Here is a 19,819-nt window from a genome sequence, read left to right on the forward strand (position 1 = left end):
CGCCTTGCAGGGTAGGGGCGTTGATCCGGATCGTGGTGGCGGTTTTCGGTGAGCGCCTTCTCGCTCAGCGCCGCGCAGCATCTGTAGCGCGTCATGCCCTCAGCGCTCGGGGATTGCTAGCAGAGGATCAGTTCGCGCCAAGCCCCATCACTGAACCGCGCAGAGACGATCTAGCCCGAGTTTAACAGCGATCACTACCAGAGCAGCCGCGACGTTTCCCGAAATTCCCAAACCCGCAACGATTGCATTAACAACCGACTGAACCCAATCTTTCAAGGGGCCCTCTTGACCGTTCTGCCCATAAACCGCGCAGACGTAAGATTTGATGGCAGGCCAGTTCTCATCAAATATCGCCTTCCCCGAAACTGCCAATTTCTCAAGGAAATCGCCTATAGTACTAGAATCGGAAGCGAGACGGTCAAAACTCTTTGCAGATAAATTGACGCTAGACAACTTGGAGCCGACTCCCGCATCGATAATTGCGAGCTGTCTGTACATTTCTTCTATACTTAAATCTGTTACATTAGGTTCAATATCGACATTAATCATATCGGGATCCTCATAATGGGAAATTTACTGTATTAAATCGTTTAACGCTGTCAATTGATCATTTTGCGCTTCTAGGGCGATGCCTTCAACCTCATCCCACCGCCTCCAGGGGCGTCAGCCCCAGGGCCTTGCGGAAGACCTGGTGATAGTGGTGCAGGGGCGGCTCGTTGCGGCCGAACAGGACCTGCTCGATCCGGCCCGAGCCCAGGTTCCGCTGCATGCCTGCGGCGGCGGCCAGGTCCTCGTTCACCACCACGCCGCCAAAGCCCCGGCGGAAGGTCTCCATGTCCTCGGGCGACCGGTCCGTACCGTAGTAGCTGATCTGCACCGTGCACCGCCCCGGGTCGGTGACGTGGGGCAGGGACCTCACCACCGCGATCGCCCCTTCGCTGACGTTGATCACCACATTGGGGAAGAGGAAGTAGACTGGGAAGCCCCCGTCCGTGACTCGCCACTCCGCCCTCGGCCGCGTCGCCATCTCGCGGATGGCCTGCTTGCCCAGCACCATGCGGTGGTTGCGCCGCCAGGTCCGGTAGCTGAGGATGTCGCCCTCGAAGGTCTGGGCCAGGGTGTCCTTGTGCAGGCGCTTGAAGTGGTAGGTCTCGCCGAAGGTGTCGGTGACCAGCTTCCAGTTCAGGTCCAGCTCCAGCCGATCCTCCAGAGCGAAGCTGTGGTGGGCGAAGCCGAAGTTGGTGAAGTCGTCCTCCAGCCCTTCCAGCAGGGCCGCCGCATCGATCACCCCGTCGGCCCGGGGGTGGACGAAGATCATCCCGCAGTGCTCGGCCGCCGGAAGGGGCAGGAGGCCCAGGCTTCCCGTCTCCAGCGGCCCGAACTGCTCGGCCATGGGCACGGCCCTCAGGGTGCCGCGGGCGTCGTAGGACCAGGCGTGGAAGGGGCAGGAGAACAGCGGCTTCGTGCCGCGCCGGGCGGTCTCCACCACCGCGCCGCGATGGCGGCAGGCGTTGACGAAGGCCCGCACCTTCCCGTCGTCACCGCGTACCACCAGGACCGGCGGGCCGAGGTCGTCCGTGGTCAGGAAGCTGCCAGGTGAGGGCAGGTCTCCCGACAGGCCCACCAGCTGGGGCTGGGTATCGAAGAGCTCCCGCCTCTCGAGGGCCAGCCGATCCGGGCAGGTCCATGTGGAGGCCGGGCAGGCCCGCACGGCTCCGGCGTCGGCGTTCCGCCCCTCAGCGATCTGGGCCAGGAGCTCCGCCAGGACCTCGACTTCGACCTCATGACGCATGGTGCGTTCCCCCTGACTTCACAGCGCGGCGACCGATCCTCGGTCCCGGCGGGGGGCGGGTCAATGGGTCTGCGCAGGGTGGAAATATGGTGGATGCGACAGGGATCGAACCTGTGACCCCCTCGGTGTGAACGAGGTGCTCTACCGCTGAGCTACGCATCCGCCGGAAGGGTTGCGGCTATAGCCTGCCCGCCTGCCTGCTGCAAGCGGGGCGCCGGCGACCGCCTCAGGGTCCGGGGCGGTAGGCGATCAGGGCGTTGCCGGCGGGCTGGCCGAAGGCGGCGTAGCCGGAGCCTGCGAAGACCATGCCGCCGCCGGCGAAGAGGCCGCCGGAGTCCAGCGAGCCGCCCCTAGCGGGCACGCCGTTCACGCTGTCCCGGGGTCCGGCGGTGTCGAGGCTGGCCAGCACCTTGCCGGTGGCCGCTTCGAGCACCCAGAGGCGACCGTCGAGGCCGGCGGCCAGGACCGCGCCGTCCACCACCAGGGGCGGGGCGGAGATGCCGGCCCGCTCGCATCCGGGGCCGCGGGCCTTGCGGGCCTCGCTGCAGTCGGGAAGGGCCCGCCAGGACCACAGGCGCTTGCCGGTGGCGGCGTCGAGGGCGTGCACTCCCGAGGCGCTGAGGGGCTCGGGCACGCCGGGATCGGCGATGGGGGCGAAGACCCGGGTCTCGTCGGCGGCTATGCCCCAGTGCACCCCGCCCAGGGCTGTACCCGGGCCGAACTTGTCGCTCCAGACCTTGCGGCCAGTCTTCAGGTCCAGGGCCCAGACGTCGCCAGACTTCTGGCCGGCCAGGACCAGGGTCCGGCCGCCGGCCTGGAAGAGCACCGGCCCGCCACCGAAGTCGTGGTCGCGCAGGACGCTGTCGCCCTCGAAGAAGAAGCAGTTGGGGCCGGGCTTACGGCGGCTCTCACGCCCTGAAGGGCACGACATGTTCCACACATCGTTGGCCAGGGCCTGGAAGACCCACTTCTGCTTGCCGGTGGCCAGGTCGATGGCAATCACGGAGTCGGAGGTCCCGGTGGCGGGTGGGGAGGTGTTCTCGCCGGTGGCGGTCAGGACCAGGCCGCGCTTCATGTCTACGGCGGGGGTCGACCAGATCGGCGCGCCGGAGGGGCCCATCATCTCGATCCCGGCGCTGTTCTTCACGCCCAGGGGTTTGGCCTCGGGGGTCGCATGCCAGGTCCAGATCACCTTGCCAGTGGCGGCGTCCACCGCACTGACGGCGCCGTGCGAGGCGCAGCAGGCGAAGGTCGGGCGCATGGCCTGGGCCACGTCCAGGGCCGAGATCGGGACGATCAGCTTCTCGCCGGCGAAGACGGGGGCACCGGTCAGGACGCCGCCGGTGCTATGGCGGGGATCGACCCGCCAGATCAGCTTGCCAGTCGCCACGTCCCAGGCCTGCAGGTGGCCGCCCTCGTCGCCCCCCACCACGGCCAGGGGGCCGGCCTTGCCCAGGCGGCCGAGGGCCAGGCTGGTGCGGATGCCCGACGGCGTCTTGGCCGCCCACTTGATGCAGCCCGTCCCGGTGTCGATGGCCAGCAGGGTCGAGGCCTGGCTGGCGGCATAGAACAGGGTCGAGCCCAGAAGGATGGGCTGGGAGCGCATGGTCGTCGCATTGGGGATGCCCAGGGTCCAGGCGGGCTTGAGCCGGCTGAGGCTGGCAGTGGTCAGGCCGGACTGGGCGGCGGTCAGGCGGCGGCGGTTGTCGGCGCCGATCCCGAAGCTTCCGGAGGGGATGGGGGCGTTCACGTCCACGGTGCGGCGGTCGGCGGGGCAGCGGGCGCCTTCGATCCAGTTGTCGGAGACGGGCTTGGGCTTGACGGCCAGGTAGTCGACGACGGCGCGCAGGTCGTCCGGCGAGAGGCTGTCGCCAATGCCCTTCATCACGCCGGTGGTCAGGGCGGTGCGCAGGGTTCGGGCGTCCATCTGGCGCAGGCTGGCCACAGGGGCGGCGCGGCTGCCAGCCTCGGGGGCGTTGTGGCAGGCCGCGCAGTTGCGCTCATAAACGGCCTGCCCGGGATGGACGTCAGCGGCCAGGGCGGGGGCGGCAAAGGCGGAAAGGACGACGGCGGAGAGCGCGCCGAGGCGCGCGATGATCGATCCCGGCATGGTCATTCCCCTCTGGCCTCGTCCTGAATGCGGCGAAGCTTGAGGCCACAGGATAGGCTGCGATTCAGGCGGGCACCAGAAGCTCCAGGCAGGCCGGGAGCAGTTCATCGAAATGATCGATGAGCCGGTCGGGCCTAAGTTCCCAGGCGGGGACCTCGGTGTAGCCAAAGCTGACCAGGACCAGGGGCGTGCCCGCGGCCCGGGCGGCGCCGGCGTCGGTGCCCGCATCCCCCACCATGACCGCCCGCCGGAGGTCGCCCCCGGCGGCCTGCACAGCCATCTCCAGGTGGCGGGGGTCGGGCTTGGGTGCGGGCGCGAGGTCGGCGCCGATCACCGCATCGAAATGGCGGGCCAGGTCGAGGGCCTCGAGGATGGGCGTGGACAGCCGGGTCAGCTTGTTGGTGCAGACGGCCAGCCGGGCGCCGGCGGCGCGCAGGGCCTCAAGGCTCTCCGGCACGCCGGGGAAGGGCCGGGTCAGGTCAGCGCTGTGGAGGTTGTAGTGGTCGATGAAGCGCAGCCAAAGGACCTCCAGCGCCTCGGGAGCAACCTCCAGGCCCTGGGCCTCGAAGCCACGCTGGAGCAGCCGCCGGGCACCGTGGCCGATCAGGCTGCGGCCCTGGTCAAAGGGCAGGGGGGCGATCCCCTCTTCGGCCAGGATGTGGTTGAGGGTCGCCACAAGGTCCGGGGCGGAGTCCACCAGGGTGCCGTCCAGGTCGAAGGCGATGACGGCGCCGGCCAGGGGCTGGGCTTCGGTGCGCATGGACGCTCCTGTTCAGGGGCCGGGGGCGGGGACTCCGCTGGCGGTTTCGGCTAAAGCCGCCATGATTGCCATCTCGCCTGCGATTCCGGGGTTTCCGCCATGACCGCCCGCGCCGCCGTCATCCTCGCCGCTGGGCAGGGGACCCGGATGAAGTCCCCCATTCCCAAGATGCTGCACCGTGTCGGTGGGCGCACCCTGCTGGACCGGGTCATCGACACCGTGCTCGAGACGGGCTGCGAACGGGTGGTGGTGGTGGTCGGGACCCACAGTCCTGTCGTCCGTGAGCGGGTCGAGGCCCGGCTGGGACCCGCCGCCATTGCCGTGCAGGACCCGCCCCTGGGCACCGGCCACGCCGTCCTGGCGGCCGGCCCGGCCCTGGCGGACTTCGACGGCGACGTCATGGTGGTCAATGGCGACTGCCCCCTGCTGCAGCCCGAGGACCTGGACCCGCTCTTCAGCCTGCGCGCAGCGGGAGCGGACCTGGCCCTGCTGGGCTTCAGGCCTGCCGATGCCCTGCTGTACGGGCGGATCCTGTCGGGGCCTGACGATCAGGTCCTGCGCATTGTCGAGGCCCGCGACGCCTCGCCGGGGGAACTGGCGGTGGGCGATTGCTATGCTGGTATGCTCTGTGCCGACCGCGCCCGGCTGTTCGACTGGCTGTCCCGCCTGACCAATACCAACGCCAAGGGCGAGTATTACCTGACTGAGGCCGTCGCCATCGCCGCCGCCGAGGGCTGCGGGGTAAGGGCTTATTACGCCCCTGAAAGCGCGGTCATGGGCGCCGACACCCCCGCCCAGCTGGCCCAGGCCGAGGCGGTCTTCCAGCAGCGCCAAAGGGCGCACTTCCTGGCCGAGGGCGTGGTCATGGCTGCGCCCGAGACCGTGCATTTCTCCTGGGACACCCGCATCGAGGCCGGCGTCCAGGTCGAGCCCTATGTTGTCTTCGCCCCGGGCGTGAGCATTGAGACCGGCGCCGTGATCCGGGCCTTCAGCCACCTGGAGGGCGCGAAGGTCGGCCCCGGCGCCCTGATCGGGCCCTATGCCCGCCTGCGTCCCGGCGCGGATATCGGCGAGGACGTGCACATCGGCAACTTCGTGGAGGTCAAGAAGGTCCGCCTGGACAAGGGCGCCAAGGCCAACCACCTGGCCTACCTGGGCGATGGTACCGTGGGGGCGGGAGCCAACATCGGCGCCGGTACGATCTTCTGCAATTACGACGGCTTCGACAAATACGAGACCCACATCGGCCCGGGCGCCTTCATCGGCTCGAACACCGCCATTGTCGCCCCGCGGTCGATCGGGGCCGGGGCCATGACCGGCTCGGGCTCGGTCATCGTCCGCGACGTGCCGGACGACACCCTGGCCGTGGCGCGGGGTGAGCAGAGCAACAAGGTCGGCTGGGCCGCTGCCTTCCGCGAGCGCAAGGCTGCCGAGAAGGCGGCCCGCAAAGCGAAGGACGGGTCGTGAGCGCCGAAGACCAGAAGCGCGCTGCCGGCGAGGCCGCCGCCGCCCTCGTCCAGCCCGGAATGGTGGTGGGCCTGGGCACCGGCTCCACCGCCATCTGGTTCGTGCGCGCGCTGGCCGCCCGAAGGCTGGATATTGTCGGCGTAGCCACCTCGCGGTCCACGGCGGTATTGGCGCAGGAACTGGGCCTTCAGGTGGCCGAGCTGGGCGAGACCGGCCCCATCGACCTGACCGTGGACGGCGCCGACGAGATCGGCCCGGCCCTCTCGCTCATCAAGGGCGGCGGTGCGGCCCTGCTACGCGAGAAGCTGGTCTGGGAGGCCTCGCGCCGATGTGTGGTCATCGCCGACGCCAGCAAGCGCGTCGCCCGCCTGGGGGCCTTTCCCCTGCCGGTGGAGGTGGTGGCCTTCGGGCACCGCACCACCCTGGACCGGATCTGCGACGCCCTGTCCGAGTGCGACATCGGCGCCGCCCCGCGCCTGCGGATGAAGGAAGGCGTCCCTGTCCTGACCGACGGCGGCAACGTGATCTTCGACATCGCCTGCGGCCGGATCGAGGCCCCGGCAGCCCTGGCGGCGGCGCTGAAATCCGTGACCGGCGTGGTGGATCACGGCCTCTTCCTGGACCTCGCCGACCTCGCCCTGGTGGCGACGGACTCCGGTGTGATGCAGATCGAGCCCTAGATCTGGCCCGACCGCGCCCGCATGGAGGCGTCGAAGACCCGGTTCATCCAGCCCGCGAGAAGGGCCAGCCAGATGAGGCCTGCGCCGGCCATGGCCGCGTGCAGGCCCCAGAAGGCCGAGGGTGCCATGTGCTCGTAGGCCTGGCCCAGCCGTCCCACCAGCAGGTTCCCCCCGGTGAAGGACAGGTAGTAGACGCCCAGCAGTGTGGTCGCGAGGCCTGCAGGGCCGACCCGCGAATAGAGGGACATGATTACCGTATCCACCCAGGGCAGGGCGGCGTCCGCCAGCATGAAGAAGAGGATGGGCAGGAGGATGTGGACCTTGCCACCCCCGAAGACCGCCGCCGCAAGGGCCAGCACCAGGAAGGCGCAGGCGGTCAGGGCCGTGCCGACCATGACCCGCGAGGTCTCTCGCGGCTGACGTCCGCCCCGGGACTGCCAGGTCCAGATGCGCACAGCCAGGGCGGTGGCGACGATGGTCAGGATGCCGTCCAGGGTCGAGAACCAGGTGACCGGCACCTCGAAGCCACCGATGGTCCGGTCAACGTGCTCGCGCGCCCAGACCGGGAAGATGTTGAAGGCTTGGTTGTAGGCGCCGACATTCAGCATGGACCCGACCAGCACCAGGAGCAGAGCAGCGACCACCAGGCCCTGCGTCGGACCGCGAGCGGTGCCTGGGGCAGACGGCGCCGCTACCTCGATGGCCCTGCGGGCGGGAAAGCGCTTCATGCCTGCCAGGTAAGCGACCAGCCCGAGGGACATGCCGACTGCGGCGGCAGCGAGGCCGTACGCCCAGCCCACCTTCTCGCCCAAGGTGCCGACGACCAGGGGGGTGATGAAGCCCCCGATGTTCACGGCAATCAAGAACAGGCCGTAGGCACCGGTGCGGCGCGGGTCCCCCGGTCCGTAGAGGGCGCCGACCTGGCCGAGCAGGTTCGACTTCACCAGGCCACCGCCGATGACCATCAGGATCATGCCCAACAGGAAGAACGCCTCCATCGGCAGCAGGCCGTATCCTAAGGTCTGGATGACCAGGCCGGCTACGATGCAGTTTCGGGTGCCCAGCCAACGATCGCCGATAAGCCCCCCGATCAGGGGCGTGGCGTAGAAGACGCCGGTGACCAGTCCAAAGGTGGCGGAGGCCAGCTCCAGCGGGCTCTTCGCGCCGAACACTGCGCCCATCGCCCGGCTGAAGGGGCCGAAGCCGATCACCTTCTCGGCTGTGCCTGGCAGGAAAAGGTAGGTCGACATGTAGAGCGTCAGGATCGAGACGAGGCCGTAATAGGCAAATGACAGGCAGATCTCGGTGGCAAAGATGTGCCCGAAGGCCGTCGGATGCCCAAAGAAGGCGGTGTCTGCGCGGTCGCGATCCGGCGTCCTGGGGGCTGCGGGGGGCATCGGTTCGGTGAGTTCCATGACTCCGGCTTGGGCCGCTCGCCTTTGCGGGTCAAGCCCCGCCGCCCCCGGCATTCAACAGCGCGCCGATATGCTTTAGACTCAATCCGCCGCGAGGGGAGTTCGCCTATGAGCCAGTTTGACTACGATCTCTTTGTCGTCGGTGCCGGGTCCGGCGGGGTCCGGGCAGGACGCCTGGCCGCGGTCTCCGGCGCGCGGGTCGCCGTGGCCGAGGAATACCGGGTCGGCGGCACCTGCGTGATCCGTGGCTGCGTGCCCAAGAAGTTCATGGTCTACGCCTCGGAGTTCGCCCACTACGCCCACATCGCCGAGGGCTTCGGCTGGTCCGCCTCGGGGGCGACCTTCGACTGGACACGCTTCCGGGAGGCCAAGGACCGCGAGATCGCCCGTCTTTCCGGCCTCTATGTAGCCAACCTGACCCGGTCGGGCGCCGAAATCGTGGAGGGACGGGCCGTCCTGACCGGTCCCAACAGTCTCGAGGTCGAGGGACGCGGAGCGGTCACTGCACAGCGCATCCTCATCGCCACGGGCGGGCGGCCCTGGAAGCCGGAAGACCTGCCGGGCGCGGACCTCGCCATGACCTCCGAGGAGGCCTTCGACCTGCCCGCCCTGCCAGAGCGGATCGTGATCGTCGGCGGCGGCTTCATCGCCGTCGAGTTCGCTGGCATCTTCAACGGCATGGGCGTCGATGTGACCCTGGTTTATCGCGGAGACCAGGTCCTGCGGGGGTTTGACGAGGACATCCGCTCCCACGTGGCCGCAGAAATCCAGAGGCGGGGGGTGAAGCTCATCCTCGGGGCACATCCAGTAGAGATCTCAGGGCGTTCCGGGGACCTGCAATGCCACCTGTCCGATGGCCAGGTCCTGCCGGCCAGCCAGGTCATGCTGGCGACAGGCCGCAAGCCCCACACCCGGGGACTGGGCCTGGAGGCGGCGGGGGTGGAGACCGGTCCGAACGGCGAGATCCGGGTCGACGCCTGGTCCAAGACCTCCGCCCCCGGCGTCTGGGCCGTCGGTGACGTCACGGACCGCATCAACCTCACGCCGGTGGCCATCCGCGAGGGTGCCGCCTTTGCCCGGACGGAATTCTATGGACAACCCACCTCATTCGACCACGAGGCCGTAGCCTCTGCGGTCTTCAGCCAACCGCCAGTCGGCACCGTGGGCCTTACCGAGGCGGAGGCGCGCGCGGCCTATCCGAAGATCGACATCTATTTGTCTCGGTTCCGGCCCATGAAGGAGACCTTCTACGGCGGCCAGGAGCAAGCCCTGGTCAAGCTGATTGTGGACGCCGAAACCCAGCGCATGCTGGGTTGCCACGTCGTGGGCCCTGATGCCCCGGAGATCATCCAGATGGCGGCCGTACCCCTGAAGCTGGGCGTGACCAAGGCCCAGTGGGACTCCGCCTGTGCCGTCCATCCCACCCTGGCCGAAGAGCTGGTCACGCTCAGCGAGCCCGTCGTGCGACCCATCGCTTGAGCCCGGCTCCGCCCCGGGCCGCCGACGGCCGCTGGACGGCAGGGGTTCTCGCAGGCCTCTTGCTCCTCACGCCCCTGCTGGGTTGGGCAGGGGCCTTGGGATTTGCACCTGCCGTGGCCCTGGCGGGCCTTCTGACCCTCCCGTCCCTCCGGGTCCGCGTCGCCGACCGAACCCTCTTGCTGGCCCTCTTCACCGCCCTGGTCTGGGCCTGCGCTTCCGCCTTCTGGAGCCCCTGGCGGGCCCCGGACCTCGAGGGACAGACCGGCCTGAAGCTGGTCTTCATGCTGGCCCTCTACAGCTCCGCGGTGAGTGCAGCCCGCGCGGTGTCCGAGGCGGCCCTGAAGGGACTTCTCAAGGTCCTGGTCGCCGCCGTGGGCCTGCTGTCTGCGATTCTCATCGTCGAGGCCCTGACCGCCGCCGCCGGTTACAAGGCCCTGCTGGGGGCCTTCGGACAGACCGTTCGCCCCGACTACGCCGTCAAGAATGTCGCCCAGGGCCTGTATGTGCTGACCCTGCTCGCGCCGCCCGCCCTTGTGGCCGCGAAGGGTCGGGTTCGGTGGGCCCTTGCGGCGCTTGCCCTTGCCGGGATCATGTTTCCGGCCTGGAAGTTCGGATATGACGCCCCGGTCCTCGCTGCAGCCATCGCGGCCGCGACAGCCCTGCTGGTCTGGCGGTTTCCGGCGGCCGGTCCGCGAATTCTGGGGGGGCTGGCTGCGAGCGCCTTCCTGGCGACGCCCCTCCTCGTCTCCTCGGCCTTTGCCCTCGGGCTCGACGCCCGTCTGGCCCCCTATCTGTCAGAGTCCTGGATGCAGAGGCTGGGCTACTGGAAGAAGGCCGTCGACTGGATCTGGGCTCGTCCCCTCCCGGGCTGGGGTCTCGACGCCAGCCGGGCCTTCGGACCGGGTATTCGGCTGCACCCTCATGATGCTGCCCTGCAGATCTGGATGGAGCTTGGCCTGATCGGAGCCGTGGCTGCGGCCATCGTCTGGGCAGCCATCTTCACTGGCCTGTCCCGGCCAGCGCGGTCACCTGCTGCCGCCGCCAGCGCCGCCGCCGCCGCCGCCTACCTGGTCTTCGGGGCGGTGAGCTTTGGGGTCTGGCAGGAGTGGTGGCTGGGCCTTGGTGCCTTGACCGCCCTGGCCTGCATCCTCGTCCTGCGCGCCCGGACTATCGACCTTTCCAGTCATTCCGTATAAAACGCCGCGCCTGCCGATGCGGGTGCGGAGTTGTAAGATGAGCCCTTCCTGGAGCCCTTCCACCTGGCGTTCCCGTCCTGGCAAGCACATGCCTGAGGACTATCCAGACGCCCAGGCCCTGGCCTCAGTCGAACAGACCTTGCGCGGCATGCCGCCCCTGGTCTTCGCCGGTGAAGCCCGCAGGCTGAAGTCGCTGCTGGCGGACGTCGAGGCGGGTCGCGCCTTCCTGCTCCAGGGCGGAGACTGCGCCGAAAGCTTCAAGGAATTCCACGCCGACAACATCCGCGACAGCTTCCGCCTGATCCTCCAGATGGCGGTGGTGCTGACCTTCGCTGGCGGGAAGCCGGTGGTGAAGGTTGGGCGCATGGCTGGCCAGTTTGCCAAGCCGCGCTCGTCGGCCACAGAAACCATCGGTGACGTCACCCTGCCGTCCTACCGTGGTGACAATATCAACGGCATGGCCTTTGACGCCGCCTCCCGCACACCCGACCCCCAGCGTCTCCTGCAGGCCTATGGTCAATCCGCCTCGACCCTGAACCTGCTGCGCGCCTTCGCCGGGGGCGGCTACGCCAACCTGCACAATATCCATCGCTGGACCCTCGACTTCGTCGATGACAGCCCGCAGGGCGCACGCTACCGCGCCCTCTCGGAAAAGATCTCCGAGGCCCTGACCTTCATGGCAGCGATCGGCGTGACGCCCGAGACCCATCCCGACTTGCATAGGGTGGAGTTCTTCACCTCCCACGAGGCCCTTCTGCTGGGCTTCGAGGAAGCCATGACCCGGGTCGATTCCACCTCCGGCGACTGGTACGACACCTCGGCCCACCTGCTCTGGATCGGGGAGCGCACCCGCCAGGCTGATGGCGCCCACCTCGAGTTCTTCCGGGGGATCAAGAACCCGATTGGCCTGAAGGTCGGTCCGACCCTTGAGGCGGATGAACTCCTGCGCCTGATCGACATCCTGAATCCGGACAACGAGCCCGGGCGGCTTACGCTGTATGGCCGCTTTGGCCAGGACAAGATCGCCGGGCGCCTGCCAGGCCTTCTGAAAGCAACCCACGCCGCCGGCGCCCGGGTGGTCTGGGCCATCGATCCCATGCACGGCAACACCTTGACTGCAGCGACCGGCTACAAGACCCGGCCCTTCGACCGGATCCTCTCCGAGGTGAAGAGCTTCGTGGAGATCTGCCGGGCCGAGGGTGTCCATCCCGGTGGCGTCCATCTCGAGATGACCGGCCAGAACGTCACGGAATGCCTGGGTGGTGCGCGAGCCCTGTCCGAGGGCGAGCTCGCCGACCGCTATCACACCCACTGCGATCCCCGTCTGAACGGTGAGCAGGCCCTGGAACTGGCCTTCCTTGTCGCCGAGAAGCTGAAGGAAGAGCGGCTGGCCGAGGCCCTGAAGCAGGCCGTCTGAGGGCGGGTGCCTCCAGCCTCACAGCAGGTGTTCGATCGGGGCGTTGCCAAACCCCAGACCCTGCGACATCCCCAGTCTGGCGCGCACTTGACCTGACCCGCCGCTCCCGGCTCATGGGGGCATGCTGTCCGTCATCACCCGTTCCGGAGGTCAATCGCTCCAACTTTCCAGTCTCCTGTCAGATCTCGTGCCCGGCGCCGTCCAGGGTCTCATCCGCGATGTCCTGGTCCTGGACCCTGAGGTGGACGATCCGCAGTTCATCGCCCTTTGCGAGGACGCTGGCGCTTGCCGGGTCTCTGGTGGCTTGGACGTCGCGGTGCGTCAGGCGCGCAGCGACCTGATCCTCCTGGCCGCGCCCGGGCTTCGCCTGGACGCCTTCGCCCTTGACCGGCTGGGTCGCAACCTTGCGGAACGGGGCGCCGGGGCTGTGTCGAGGGGACTCGCCCTGACGGGACCGACCCTGCCGGGCTTGGGTTTCCTGGCGTCTCCACGAGGCCTTGTCGCGTCTCGCCGCCGGCTGATGGACCTGCCTGCCAGCACCAGCCTGGAAGCGGGCCTAGTGAGGGCCTCCCGGGGCGCGCCCCGGCTCGCGATCGCCGGCTGAGGCCTCAGGCTCAGGCCTCAGGGCCGCCCTGGCCGCTCCAGGCGTTCGGCGAAGGTCTTCAGGTCCGCCCAGGCCATGGCCTTGGCAGAGGGGGTCCGCATCAGGAAGGCGGGGTGGAAGGTCGGCAGGACTGGCAGCTCCAGGTCGCCGGCGGCCGCCTTCCATTCGAACCATCGGCCGTGCAGCCGATTGATCCCTTCAGCCTGCTCGAGCATGGAGCGGGTGGCCGGGGCCCCGACCAGCAACAGCATCCGGGGCCTGACCAGGCGGATGGCTTGCTCGACGAAGGGCTTGCAGGCCAGTTGCTCCTCAGGGGTCGGCGTCCGGTTCCCTGGAGGGCGCCAGAAGACGGTATTGATGATGAAGGCCCTGTCGGTCAGCCCGATGGCACCCAGCATCCGGTCGAGCATCTGCCCGGCCTTGCCCACGAAGGGCCGCCCCGTCCGGTCTTCCTCGGCCCCGGGCGCCTCGCCGATCACAACCACTGGCGCATCCACCGGCCCGCGCGAAAACACTGACCGGGTCGCAGTGCCTTCGAACCGGATGGGACAGCCTTCGAAGGCCTCGATCGCCTCGGCCAGGGACTCCAGGGTCCCACAAGCCGAAGCGGCCTCCTGGGCCGCCTCGATGGCCAGGGGTCGCACCTGCGCTGCCGCCGGTGTTCCGCTCCGGACCACAGCCGCTGGCGCCAGACGGGGCGCAAGGGGCTTCTGACCTTCGGCGATTCGATCTAGCGGCGCGTCGAGCAGGGCGGCGTCGACACCCGCCTCGGCCCAGAAGGCGAGCAGGCTTTCGGCGACGGTGCTTGCCAGCAGGCGGCTCATCTCCGGCGGATTTCCTCTGGTGGCGACAGGCCCGGCACCATTCGCCCTTGACCCACCCGATACAAGCTATTGATAAGGCCTCAAGGGAACAAGGCCGGGCGCGGTGCGACCGGCATACCGGAGGTCGCAAGATGAGCGAGACCCTCGAACGTGAGGCGATGGAATACGACGTGGTCATCGTCGGCGCCGGCCCCTCGGGCCTGGCGGCGGCGATCCGCCTGAAGCAGATGGCGGAGGCTGCGGGAGCTGAGATTTCCGTCGCGGTCCTTGAGAAGGGATCCGAGGTTGGTGCCCACATTCTTTCGGGTGCGGTGATCGATCCCAGCGGCATTGCCGAGCTGCTTCCCGACTGGAAGGAACTTGGCCTTCCCCTCGAGACCCTCGTCACCAAGGACAAGTTCCTGATGCTGGGCCCGAGCGGTGAGCTCGACGTCAGCTGGGCGCCCTTTCCCAAGTGGATGCTGAACCACGGCAACTATATCGCCAGCCTGGGCAATGTCTGTCGCTGGCTGGCCCAGCACGCCGAGGGCCTTGGGGTCGAGATCTACCCCGGCATGGCGGCCTCGGAGCTGGTCTTCAATGCCGATGGGTCGGTCAAGGGCGTCGTGGCCGGCGTCTTCGGGATCGGCAAGGATGGCGAGCCCGGTCCTGACTACCAGCCCGGCATCGAGCTGCACGCCAAGTACACCCTGATCGGGGAGGGCGTGCGCGGGTCCCTGGCCAAGCAGCTGCAGGCGCGCTTCGACCTGAACAACGGGCGCGAGCCCCAGAAGTACGGCATCGGCATCAAGGAACTCTGGAAGGTGCCGGACGCGGCTTTTGTGTCCGGTCTGACCCAGCACACCTTCGGCTGGCCCCTGGACAACCAGACCGGCGGCGGGTCCTTCATGTACCACTTCGGGGACAATTACGTGTCCATCGGGTTCGTTGTGCACCTGAACTACAAGAACCCTTATCTCTCACCCTTCGACGAATTCCAGCGGTTCAAGACCCATCCGGCGATCCGCCGTTACCTCGAGGGTGGCGAGCGCGTCTCCTACGGTGCCCGGGCCATTACCGAGGGTGGCGAGCAGTCCTTGCCCCAGCTCTACTTCCCGGGCGGCGCCCTGCTGGGCTGCTCGGCAGGCATGGTCAACGTGCCTCGGATCAAGGGCTCCCATAATGCGGTGAAGAGCGGTGTCCTGGCGGCGGAGGCGGCCTTTGGCGCCATCCAGGCGGGCCGGAGCGGCGACGAACTGGTCGAGTATGAGGTCGCGTACAAGGCCTCTTCCATCGCCCGCGAACTCCACGCCGTCCGTAACTTCAAGCCCCTCTGGTCGAAGTTTGGGACCCTTCCGGGCCTGATCCTCGGGGGTGCCGACGCCACCCTGGCTCACATGCTGGGCGGCTTCTCATTCTTCGGCACCCTGAAGCACGGCAAGTCCGACGCCGCCTCCACCGGCCTCGCCAAGGACTACAAGCCGATCGTCTATCCCAAGCCCGACGGCGTGATGAGCTTCGACAAGCTGTCCTCGGTCTTCCTGTCCTCGACCAACCATGACGAGAACCAGCCTGCGCACCTGAAGCTGAAGGACGCCTCGATCCCGATCAGCGTCAACCTGCCAAACTATGCCGAGCCCGCCCAGCGCTACTGCCCGGCGGGTGTCTATGAGGTGCTGACCAACGAGGACGGATCGAACCCGCGGTTCCAGATCAACTTCCAGAACTGCGTTCACTGCAAGACCTGCGACATCAAGGACCCGTCGCAGAATATCAACTGGACGACGCCTCAGGGCGGCGACGGACCCAACTACCCCAATATGTAGGCAGGCTTGCCGGGCGGAGCGAACAGGTGAACATCCGCTCCATGGATCGTTGGAGACATAAAGGGCTCGGACGCGTCGCCGGATGCGCGGCGGCGGTGGCCATGGTCTCTTCCCTGGCAGCCTGCGCCTCGTCGCAAGCCCCGGCTGTGGCGGCCGGCGAGGGTATAGGCGTTACGCCCTACGGTCAGTTCCTTGCAGGACGCGCCGCGCTCAACGACGGACGCACCGTCGAGGCCTCCAAATACTATGGCGCGGTCGGGCGGCTGGATCCCGAGGCTGCGGCGATCTCCGATGAACGGGCCTTCGTCGCCACCCTCCTGGCCGGGGACGTGACCTCTGCAGCCAAACTCGCGCCGACGGCAGAAGGCGCTTCGCCGTCCAACATCGCCCTTGGGCGGATTGTCCGGGCCGTCGAAGGGATGTCGACGGGGCGCGCCCGTTCCGTCCGTGACCTTCTTGCCCCCGACACCGTCGCCTTCCCGCACCGTTCCGCTGCGGCCCTCCTCGCGCCCTGGGCTGCGGCCATGTCCGGCGACCTTGAGGGGCAGGCGGTCCGCCCCCAGTCGCCGGGAGACCGTATCGTCGATGTCTTCGGTCTGCTTGGCCAGGCCCGGCTCTTCGAGCATCAGAACCGGTTCGACGAGGCGGAAACCAACTTCAAGGTGCTCTCCGGTGGGGACTCGCCGAGCGTGACCTCGGTGCTCGCCTACGGTGGTTTCCTTGAGCGCCGCAAGCGCGGGCCGGAGGCCATCGCCCTCTACGATCGCCTGCTGGCGGCCGATCCCCGCAATGGCGCGCTCACCGCCGCGCGCTCGCGGGCGGCGGCGGGTCGCGCGGAGCCGCTATCCACGCTCAGGCAAGGCGCTTCTCAATCGCTGACCCCCCTCGCGGCAGCCCTCGTCGTCGCCGGCCAGGACCAGCTGGGAATGGCCTACCTGCGGCTCACCCTTCGCCTCGATCCCGAAAACTACGGGGCCTGGCTGCTCGTGGGAGACCGGCTTGAGAATGTCGGCCTGATCGACGATGCCCGGGTCGCCTATGCAAGGGTCCCGGCCGGTGTTCCAGAATTTGCAACCGCCCAGGCCAAGCTGGCCTGGAGCCACCAGCGGGCCGGCGAGCCTGAGACGGCCCTGCGCCTCGCCAGGCAGGCCGCAGCGGGTGGCGACCTCGAGGCGGTGGTCAATCTCTCGGACCTATTGAGGACCAACGGGAAATTCTCGGAGTCTGCCGACGTCCTTTCACCTGTGCTGGTGGCCTCGCCCAAGGACTGGCGCCTTCTCTATGCCCGCGGCGTCTCCCTTGAACAGGCTGGACGCTGGCCGGAGGCGGAGAAGGATTTGACTAGGGCCCTGGCCCTGAACCCTGATGAGCCGGAACTCCTGAACTACCTTGGTTATTCCTGGATCGACCGGGGCGAAAACCTCGACAAGGCGCTCGAACTGGTTCGCCGGGCCGTCAACCAGAACCCCCGGTCCGGTGCCATGGTCGACAGTCTGGGCTGGGCCTATTTCCGCCTGGGCCAGTATACGCAGGCGGTCGAGACGCTGGAGCAGGCCGTGGAGCTTCAGGCTGGAGATCCGGAGCTCAACAACCACCTCGGCGACGCCTACTGGCGGGTCGGACGGCGGGACGAGGCGGGTTTCCAGTGGAAGCGTGTCCTGACCCTCGAGCCGGATGCGAAGATCCGGGCCGAAGCCGAGCGCAAACTCGCCCAGGGCCTGGGCCCGGCACCGGTCCCCCCCGCCCGGAAGCCCTGACCTTCCCATGAGCGCCAGCGCCTTCGCGCCCGCCAAGATCAACCTCTATCTGCACGTGGGGCCGCCCGGGGCAGACGGTTTCCACCCCATCAACAGCCTGATGGTCTTCGCGGACTTGGGAGATGGGGTGTCGATCTCGTCGGGTTCCGAGCCGCCGCTTCGCCTGACGGGCCCATTTGCCTCCAGCCTCGGAGATGGGGACAACCTGGTCACGCGGGCCGCCCGCCAGCTGGCTGTGCACCTGGGCCGCCTCGGGCCCCTGCCGGCCCTGGTCCTGGACAAGCGCCTGCCTGTCGCGTCGGGCCTGGGCGGAGGATCGGCAGATGCCGCAGCGACCCTGCGTCTCCTTAATGCAGAGTGGAAGGCGGGGCTCTCTCCGGTCGAACTCGAGGCGCTTGCAGCAGACCTTGGGTCGGACGTCCCCGCCTGCGTCCGCAGCCGGCCTGTGACGGCATCAGGCAGGGGAGACGTCCTGGGCCCTGCGCCGCTCCTGCCCAGCCTGCCTGCAGTCCTGGTCAATCCCGGCGTCGCCTGCCCGACAGGCGAGGTCTATCGCGCCTACGACCTGTCGGCGCGATTTGGCGGGTCTGATCCCGTCGCGCCCCCGGCTGTCCTGCCGGACGCCGCCGCCGCCGCCTTATGGCTCGGTGACCTGCGCAACGATCTCGAAGCGCCGGCAATCGCGGTGGCGCCGGTTATTGGCGATGTGTTGGATCGCCTGAGGGCCGCCCCGGAGACCCGCCTGGCCAGGCTCTCGGGTTCGGGCGCGACCTGTCTCGCGCTCTGCGCCGACCCGGGTTCTGCCCACCGGCTGGCGGGAGATATCCGCCAGACCCATCCCGACTGGTGGGTTCGCGCCTGCAGCCTCGGAGGTCTGCGGGACGCTTCTGTCTGAGGGGGGGGCCAAACGAATACGGGGACCCCAAGGGGCCCCCGCTCCGCCACGCCTTGGGAGAGGATCAGGAGTGGTAGGCGCGCTCTCCGAACTCTGAGATGTCGAGCCCTTCCTCTTCGCTTTCCAGGGAGGACCTCAGGCCCACCGTGTACTTGATGACGAAGAACACGATGCTGCTCGCGGCCGCCGACCAGCCGACCGACACGAGGACCGCCTTTACCTGGGCCATGACCTGGGTGGAAAGGACGTAGGCCGCCGTGTCGCAGGTCGAGATGTCGCCATCTAGGCCGCAGGTGGTGTAGTCCACCACGCCCGCCCCGCCCCAGGCCGGATTGACCAGCAGGCCCGTCGCTATGGCCCCGAGGATGCCGCCGATGGCGTGGATGCCAAAGGCGTCCAGGCTGTCGTCGTACTTAAGGGCATTCTTGATCTTCGAGCAAAAGAACACGCAGACCGGCGAGACGACCAGTCCGAGGATCACGGCGCCCACGGGTCCGGCGAAGCCCGCCGCGGGGGTGATCGCGACCAGGCCGGCGACCAGGCCCGACGCCAGGCCAAGGGCGCTGGCGCGCTTGCGAGTAACCCATTCCGTGGCGACCCAGGAGATCCCAGCGGCGGCTGTGGCCACCAGGGTGTTCACCATGGCCAGGGCGGCGTAGCCGTTGGCTTCAAGGTTGGAGCCGGCATTGAAGCCGAACCACCCGACCCAGAGCAGGCCTGCGCCCGTCATGGTCAGGGTCAGGGAGTGCGGCGGCATGGGCTCGGTGCCGTAGCCCTTGCGGGGGCCGAGGATCAGGGCCCCCATCAGGGCCGCGATGCCGGCATTGATGTGCACCACGGTGCCGCCGGCGAAGTCCAGGGCTCCAAAGCCCCAGATCAGGCCAGCCTGGATCGGGTCCTTGGGCGCGGCCGCGACCGCGTCAGGACCCGCCCACCACCAAACCATGTGCGCCAGGGGATAGTAGGACAGGAGGGGCCAGAGGATGGCGAAGATCACCACGGCCGCAAACTTCATCCGCTCCGCCACGCCGCCGAGGACCAGGGCGGCAGTGATGCAGGCGAAGGTCATCTGGAAGGCCATGAAGACCAGTTCCGGAATGACGACGCCGGTCGAGAAGGTCGCCACGGTACTGGCGGGCGTCACGTCCTTCAGGAAGAGCCTTCCGGCACCGCCGATGAACTTGTCCAGGCCGCCGCCGTCCGAGAAGGACAGGCTGTAGCCCCAGAACAACCAGGCGATCATGCCGATCACGGTGACCACGCCCACCTGCATCAGCATGGACAGCATGTTCTTCTGGCGGACGAGACCGCCGTAGAACAGGGCCAGACCCGGCACGATCATCAGCAGCACCAGGACGGTAGAGACCAGCATCCAGGTGGTGTCGCCCTTGTCGGGGATCGGTGCAGCCACCGCCGCCGGCGCCGGGGCGGGCACAGCCATTTCCGCCGGCGCAGCCAGCGCAGGCGCGGCTTCGGCCACCGCCACCGCTGTGGCGGCCGGTGCTACGTCCTGTGCGAATGCCGGGGCCGCCAGTGGCGCTCCGGCCAGGGTCGCGGCGAGCATCAGCCCAGCCAGACCCCTCGATTTCAACCAACTCATGTTGTTTTCCTTCCTGAA

The 19,819-nt window shown here is 68.2% G+C and carries 16 protein-coding genes and 1 tRNA gene; 9 read left to right on the forward strand and 8 right to left on the reverse strand.

Annotation, left to right across the window (positions count from 1 at the left end; genetic code table 11):
• Nucleotides 1-147: 147 nt before the first annotated feature.
• The 5 genes from WCJ52_RS02100 to gph all read right to left on the reverse strand — a co-directional run bounded on the left by WCJ52_RS02100 (nt 148) and on the right by gph (nt 4,662).
• The gene (locus WCJ52_RS02100) at nt 148-549 is read right to left on the reverse strand and encodes a hypothetical protein (RefSeq protein ID WP_336901639.1); all 402 of its coding nucleotides are present in this window, start codon (nt 547-549) and stop codon (nt 148-150) included.
• Between the two features lie 91 nt (nt 550-640).
• Entirely contained in the window at nt 641-1,792 is a 1,152-nt protein-coding gene (locus WCJ52_RS02105; RefSeq protein ID WP_336901640.1) for an aromatic ring-hydroxylating dioxygenase subunit alpha, read from the reverse strand.
• A gap of 87 nt (nt 1,793-1,879) precedes the next feature.
• A tRNA-Val gene (locus WCJ52_RS02110) sits at nt 1,880-1,954 on the reverse strand.
• A 64-nt stretch (nt 1,955-2,018) separates the two neighbouring features.
• Nucleotides 2,019-3,902, reverse strand: coding sequence for a PQQ-binding-like beta-propeller repeat protein (locus WCJ52_RS02115; protein WP_336901641.1), 1,884 nt, complete (start codon nt 3,900-3,902; stop codon nt 2,019-2,021).
• A 64-nt stretch (nt 3,903-3,966) separates the two neighbouring features.
• A complete protein-coding gene (gph, locus tag WCJ52_RS02120) occupies nt 3,967-4,662 on the reverse strand; it encodes a phosphoglycolate phosphatase (protein ID WP_336901642.1) in 696 nt (231 codons plus the stop codon).
• 99 nt (nt 4,663-4,761) lie between these two features.
• Here gph and glmU point away from each other — a divergent pair, with 99 nt between their 5' ends.
• Both glmU and rpiA read left to right on the forward strand, forming a co-directional pair.
• Nucleotides 4,762-6,129, forward strand: a complete 1,368-nt coding sequence (gene glmU, locus WCJ52_RS02125) for a bifunctional UDP-N-acetylglucosamine diphosphorylase/glucosamine-1-phosphate N-acetyltransferase GlmU (RefSeq protein ID WP_336901643.1) — start codon at nt 4,762-4,764, stop codon at nt 6,127-6,129.
• The gene (gene rpiA, locus WCJ52_RS02130; protein ID WP_336901644.1) at nt 6,126-6,809 is read left to right on the forward strand and encodes a ribose-5-phosphate isomerase RpiA; all 684 of its coding nucleotides are present in this window, start codon (nt 6,126-6,128) and stop codon (nt 6,807-6,809) included. The genes glmU and rpiA overlap by 4 nt, the downstream gene beginning before the upstream one ends.
• Here rpiA and WCJ52_RS02135 read toward each other — a convergent pair.
• Complete coding sequence (locus WCJ52_RS02135; RefSeq protein WP_336901645.1) at nt 6,806-8,224, reverse strand: MFS transporter; 1,419 nt, start codon at nt 8,222-8,224, stop codon at nt 6,806-6,808. The genes rpiA and WCJ52_RS02135 overlap by 4 nt on opposite strands.
• A 108-nt stretch (nt 8,225-8,332) precedes the next feature.
• Here WCJ52_RS02135 and gor point away from each other — a divergent pair, with 108 nt between their 5' ends.
• From gor to WCJ52_RS02155, 4 genes are all read left to right on the forward strand, one after another.
• Complete coding sequence (gene gor, locus WCJ52_RS02140; RefSeq protein WP_336901646.1) at nt 8,333-9,703, forward strand: glutathione-disulfide reductase; 1,371 nt, start codon at nt 8,333-8,335, stop codon at nt 9,701-9,703.
• On the forward strand, nt 9,700-10,899 hold the full coding sequence (locus WCJ52_RS02145) for an O-antigen ligase family protein (RefSeq protein ID WP_336901647.1): 1,200 nt from the start codon (nt 9,700-9,702) through the stop codon (nt 10,897-10,899). Before gor ends, WCJ52_RS02145 begins: the two co-directional genes overlap by 4 nt.
• A 37-nt stretch (nt 10,900-10,936) precedes the next feature.
• Nucleotides 10,937-12,316 (forward strand): 3-deoxy-7-phosphoheptulonate synthase class II, encoded by a 1,380-nt coding sequence (locus WCJ52_RS02150; protein ID WP_336901648.1) that lies wholly within the window; start codon nt 10,937-10,939, stop codon nt 12,314-12,316.
• A gap of 121 nt (nt 12,317-12,437) precedes the next feature.
• Nucleotides 12,438-12,920 carry a hypothetical protein gene (locus tag WCJ52_RS02155; RefSeq protein ID WP_336901649.1) on the forward strand — a complete coding sequence of 161 codons (483 nt, stop codon included), beginning with the start codon at nt 12,438-12,440 and terminating at the stop codon, nt 12,918-12,920.
• 17 nt (nt 12,921-12,937) lie between these two features.
• On the opposite strand, the gene WCJ52_RS02160 is transcribed toward WCJ52_RS02155, so the two are convergent.
• On the reverse strand, nt 12,938-13,744 hold the full coding sequence (locus WCJ52_RS02160; protein ID WP_336901650.1) for a uracil-DNA glycosylase: 807 nt from the start codon (nt 13,742-13,744) through the stop codon (nt 12,938-12,940).
• Between the two features lie 131 nt (nt 13,745-13,875).
• Between WCJ52_RS02160 and WCJ52_RS02165 the strand changes: the two genes are divergently transcribed.
• The 3 genes from WCJ52_RS02165 to WCJ52_RS02175 are packed head-to-tail and all read left to right on the forward strand — an operon-like array spanning nt 13,876 to nt 18,201.
• Nucleotides 13,876-15,549 (forward strand): electron transfer flavoprotein-ubiquinone oxidoreductase, encoded by a 1,674-nt coding sequence (locus tag WCJ52_RS02165; RefSeq protein WP_336901651.1) that lies wholly within the window; start codon nt 13,876-13,878, stop codon nt 15,547-15,549.
• Between the two features lie 26 nt (nt 15,550-15,575).
• Nucleotides 15,576-17,306, forward strand: coding sequence for a tetratricopeptide repeat protein (locus WCJ52_RS02170; protein ID WP_336901652.1), 1,731 nt, complete (start codon nt 15,576-15,578; stop codon nt 17,304-17,306).
• Between the two features lie 7 nt (nt 17,307-17,313).
• Nucleotides 17,314-18,201, forward strand: coding sequence for a 4-(cytidine 5'-diphospho)-2-C-methyl-D-erythritol kinase (locus tag WCJ52_RS02175; RefSeq protein ID WP_336901653.1), 888 nt, complete (start codon nt 17,314-17,316; stop codon nt 18,199-18,201).
• 64 nt (nt 18,202-18,265) lie between these two features.
• Here the strand turns inward: WCJ52_RS02175 and WCJ52_RS02180 are convergent, their stop codons facing one another.
• Entirely contained in the window at nt 18,266-19,801 is a 1,536-nt protein-coding gene (locus tag WCJ52_RS02180) for an ammonium transporter (RefSeq protein ID WP_336901654.1), read from the reverse strand.
• Nucleotides 19,802-19,819 lie beyond the last annotated feature (18 nt).

The organism is Phenylobacterium sp. (assembly GCF_037138395.1).
In the GTDB taxonomy this organism is placed as follows: domain Bacteria; phylum Pseudomonadota; class Alphaproteobacteria; order Caulobacterales; family Caulobacteraceae; genus Phenylobacterium.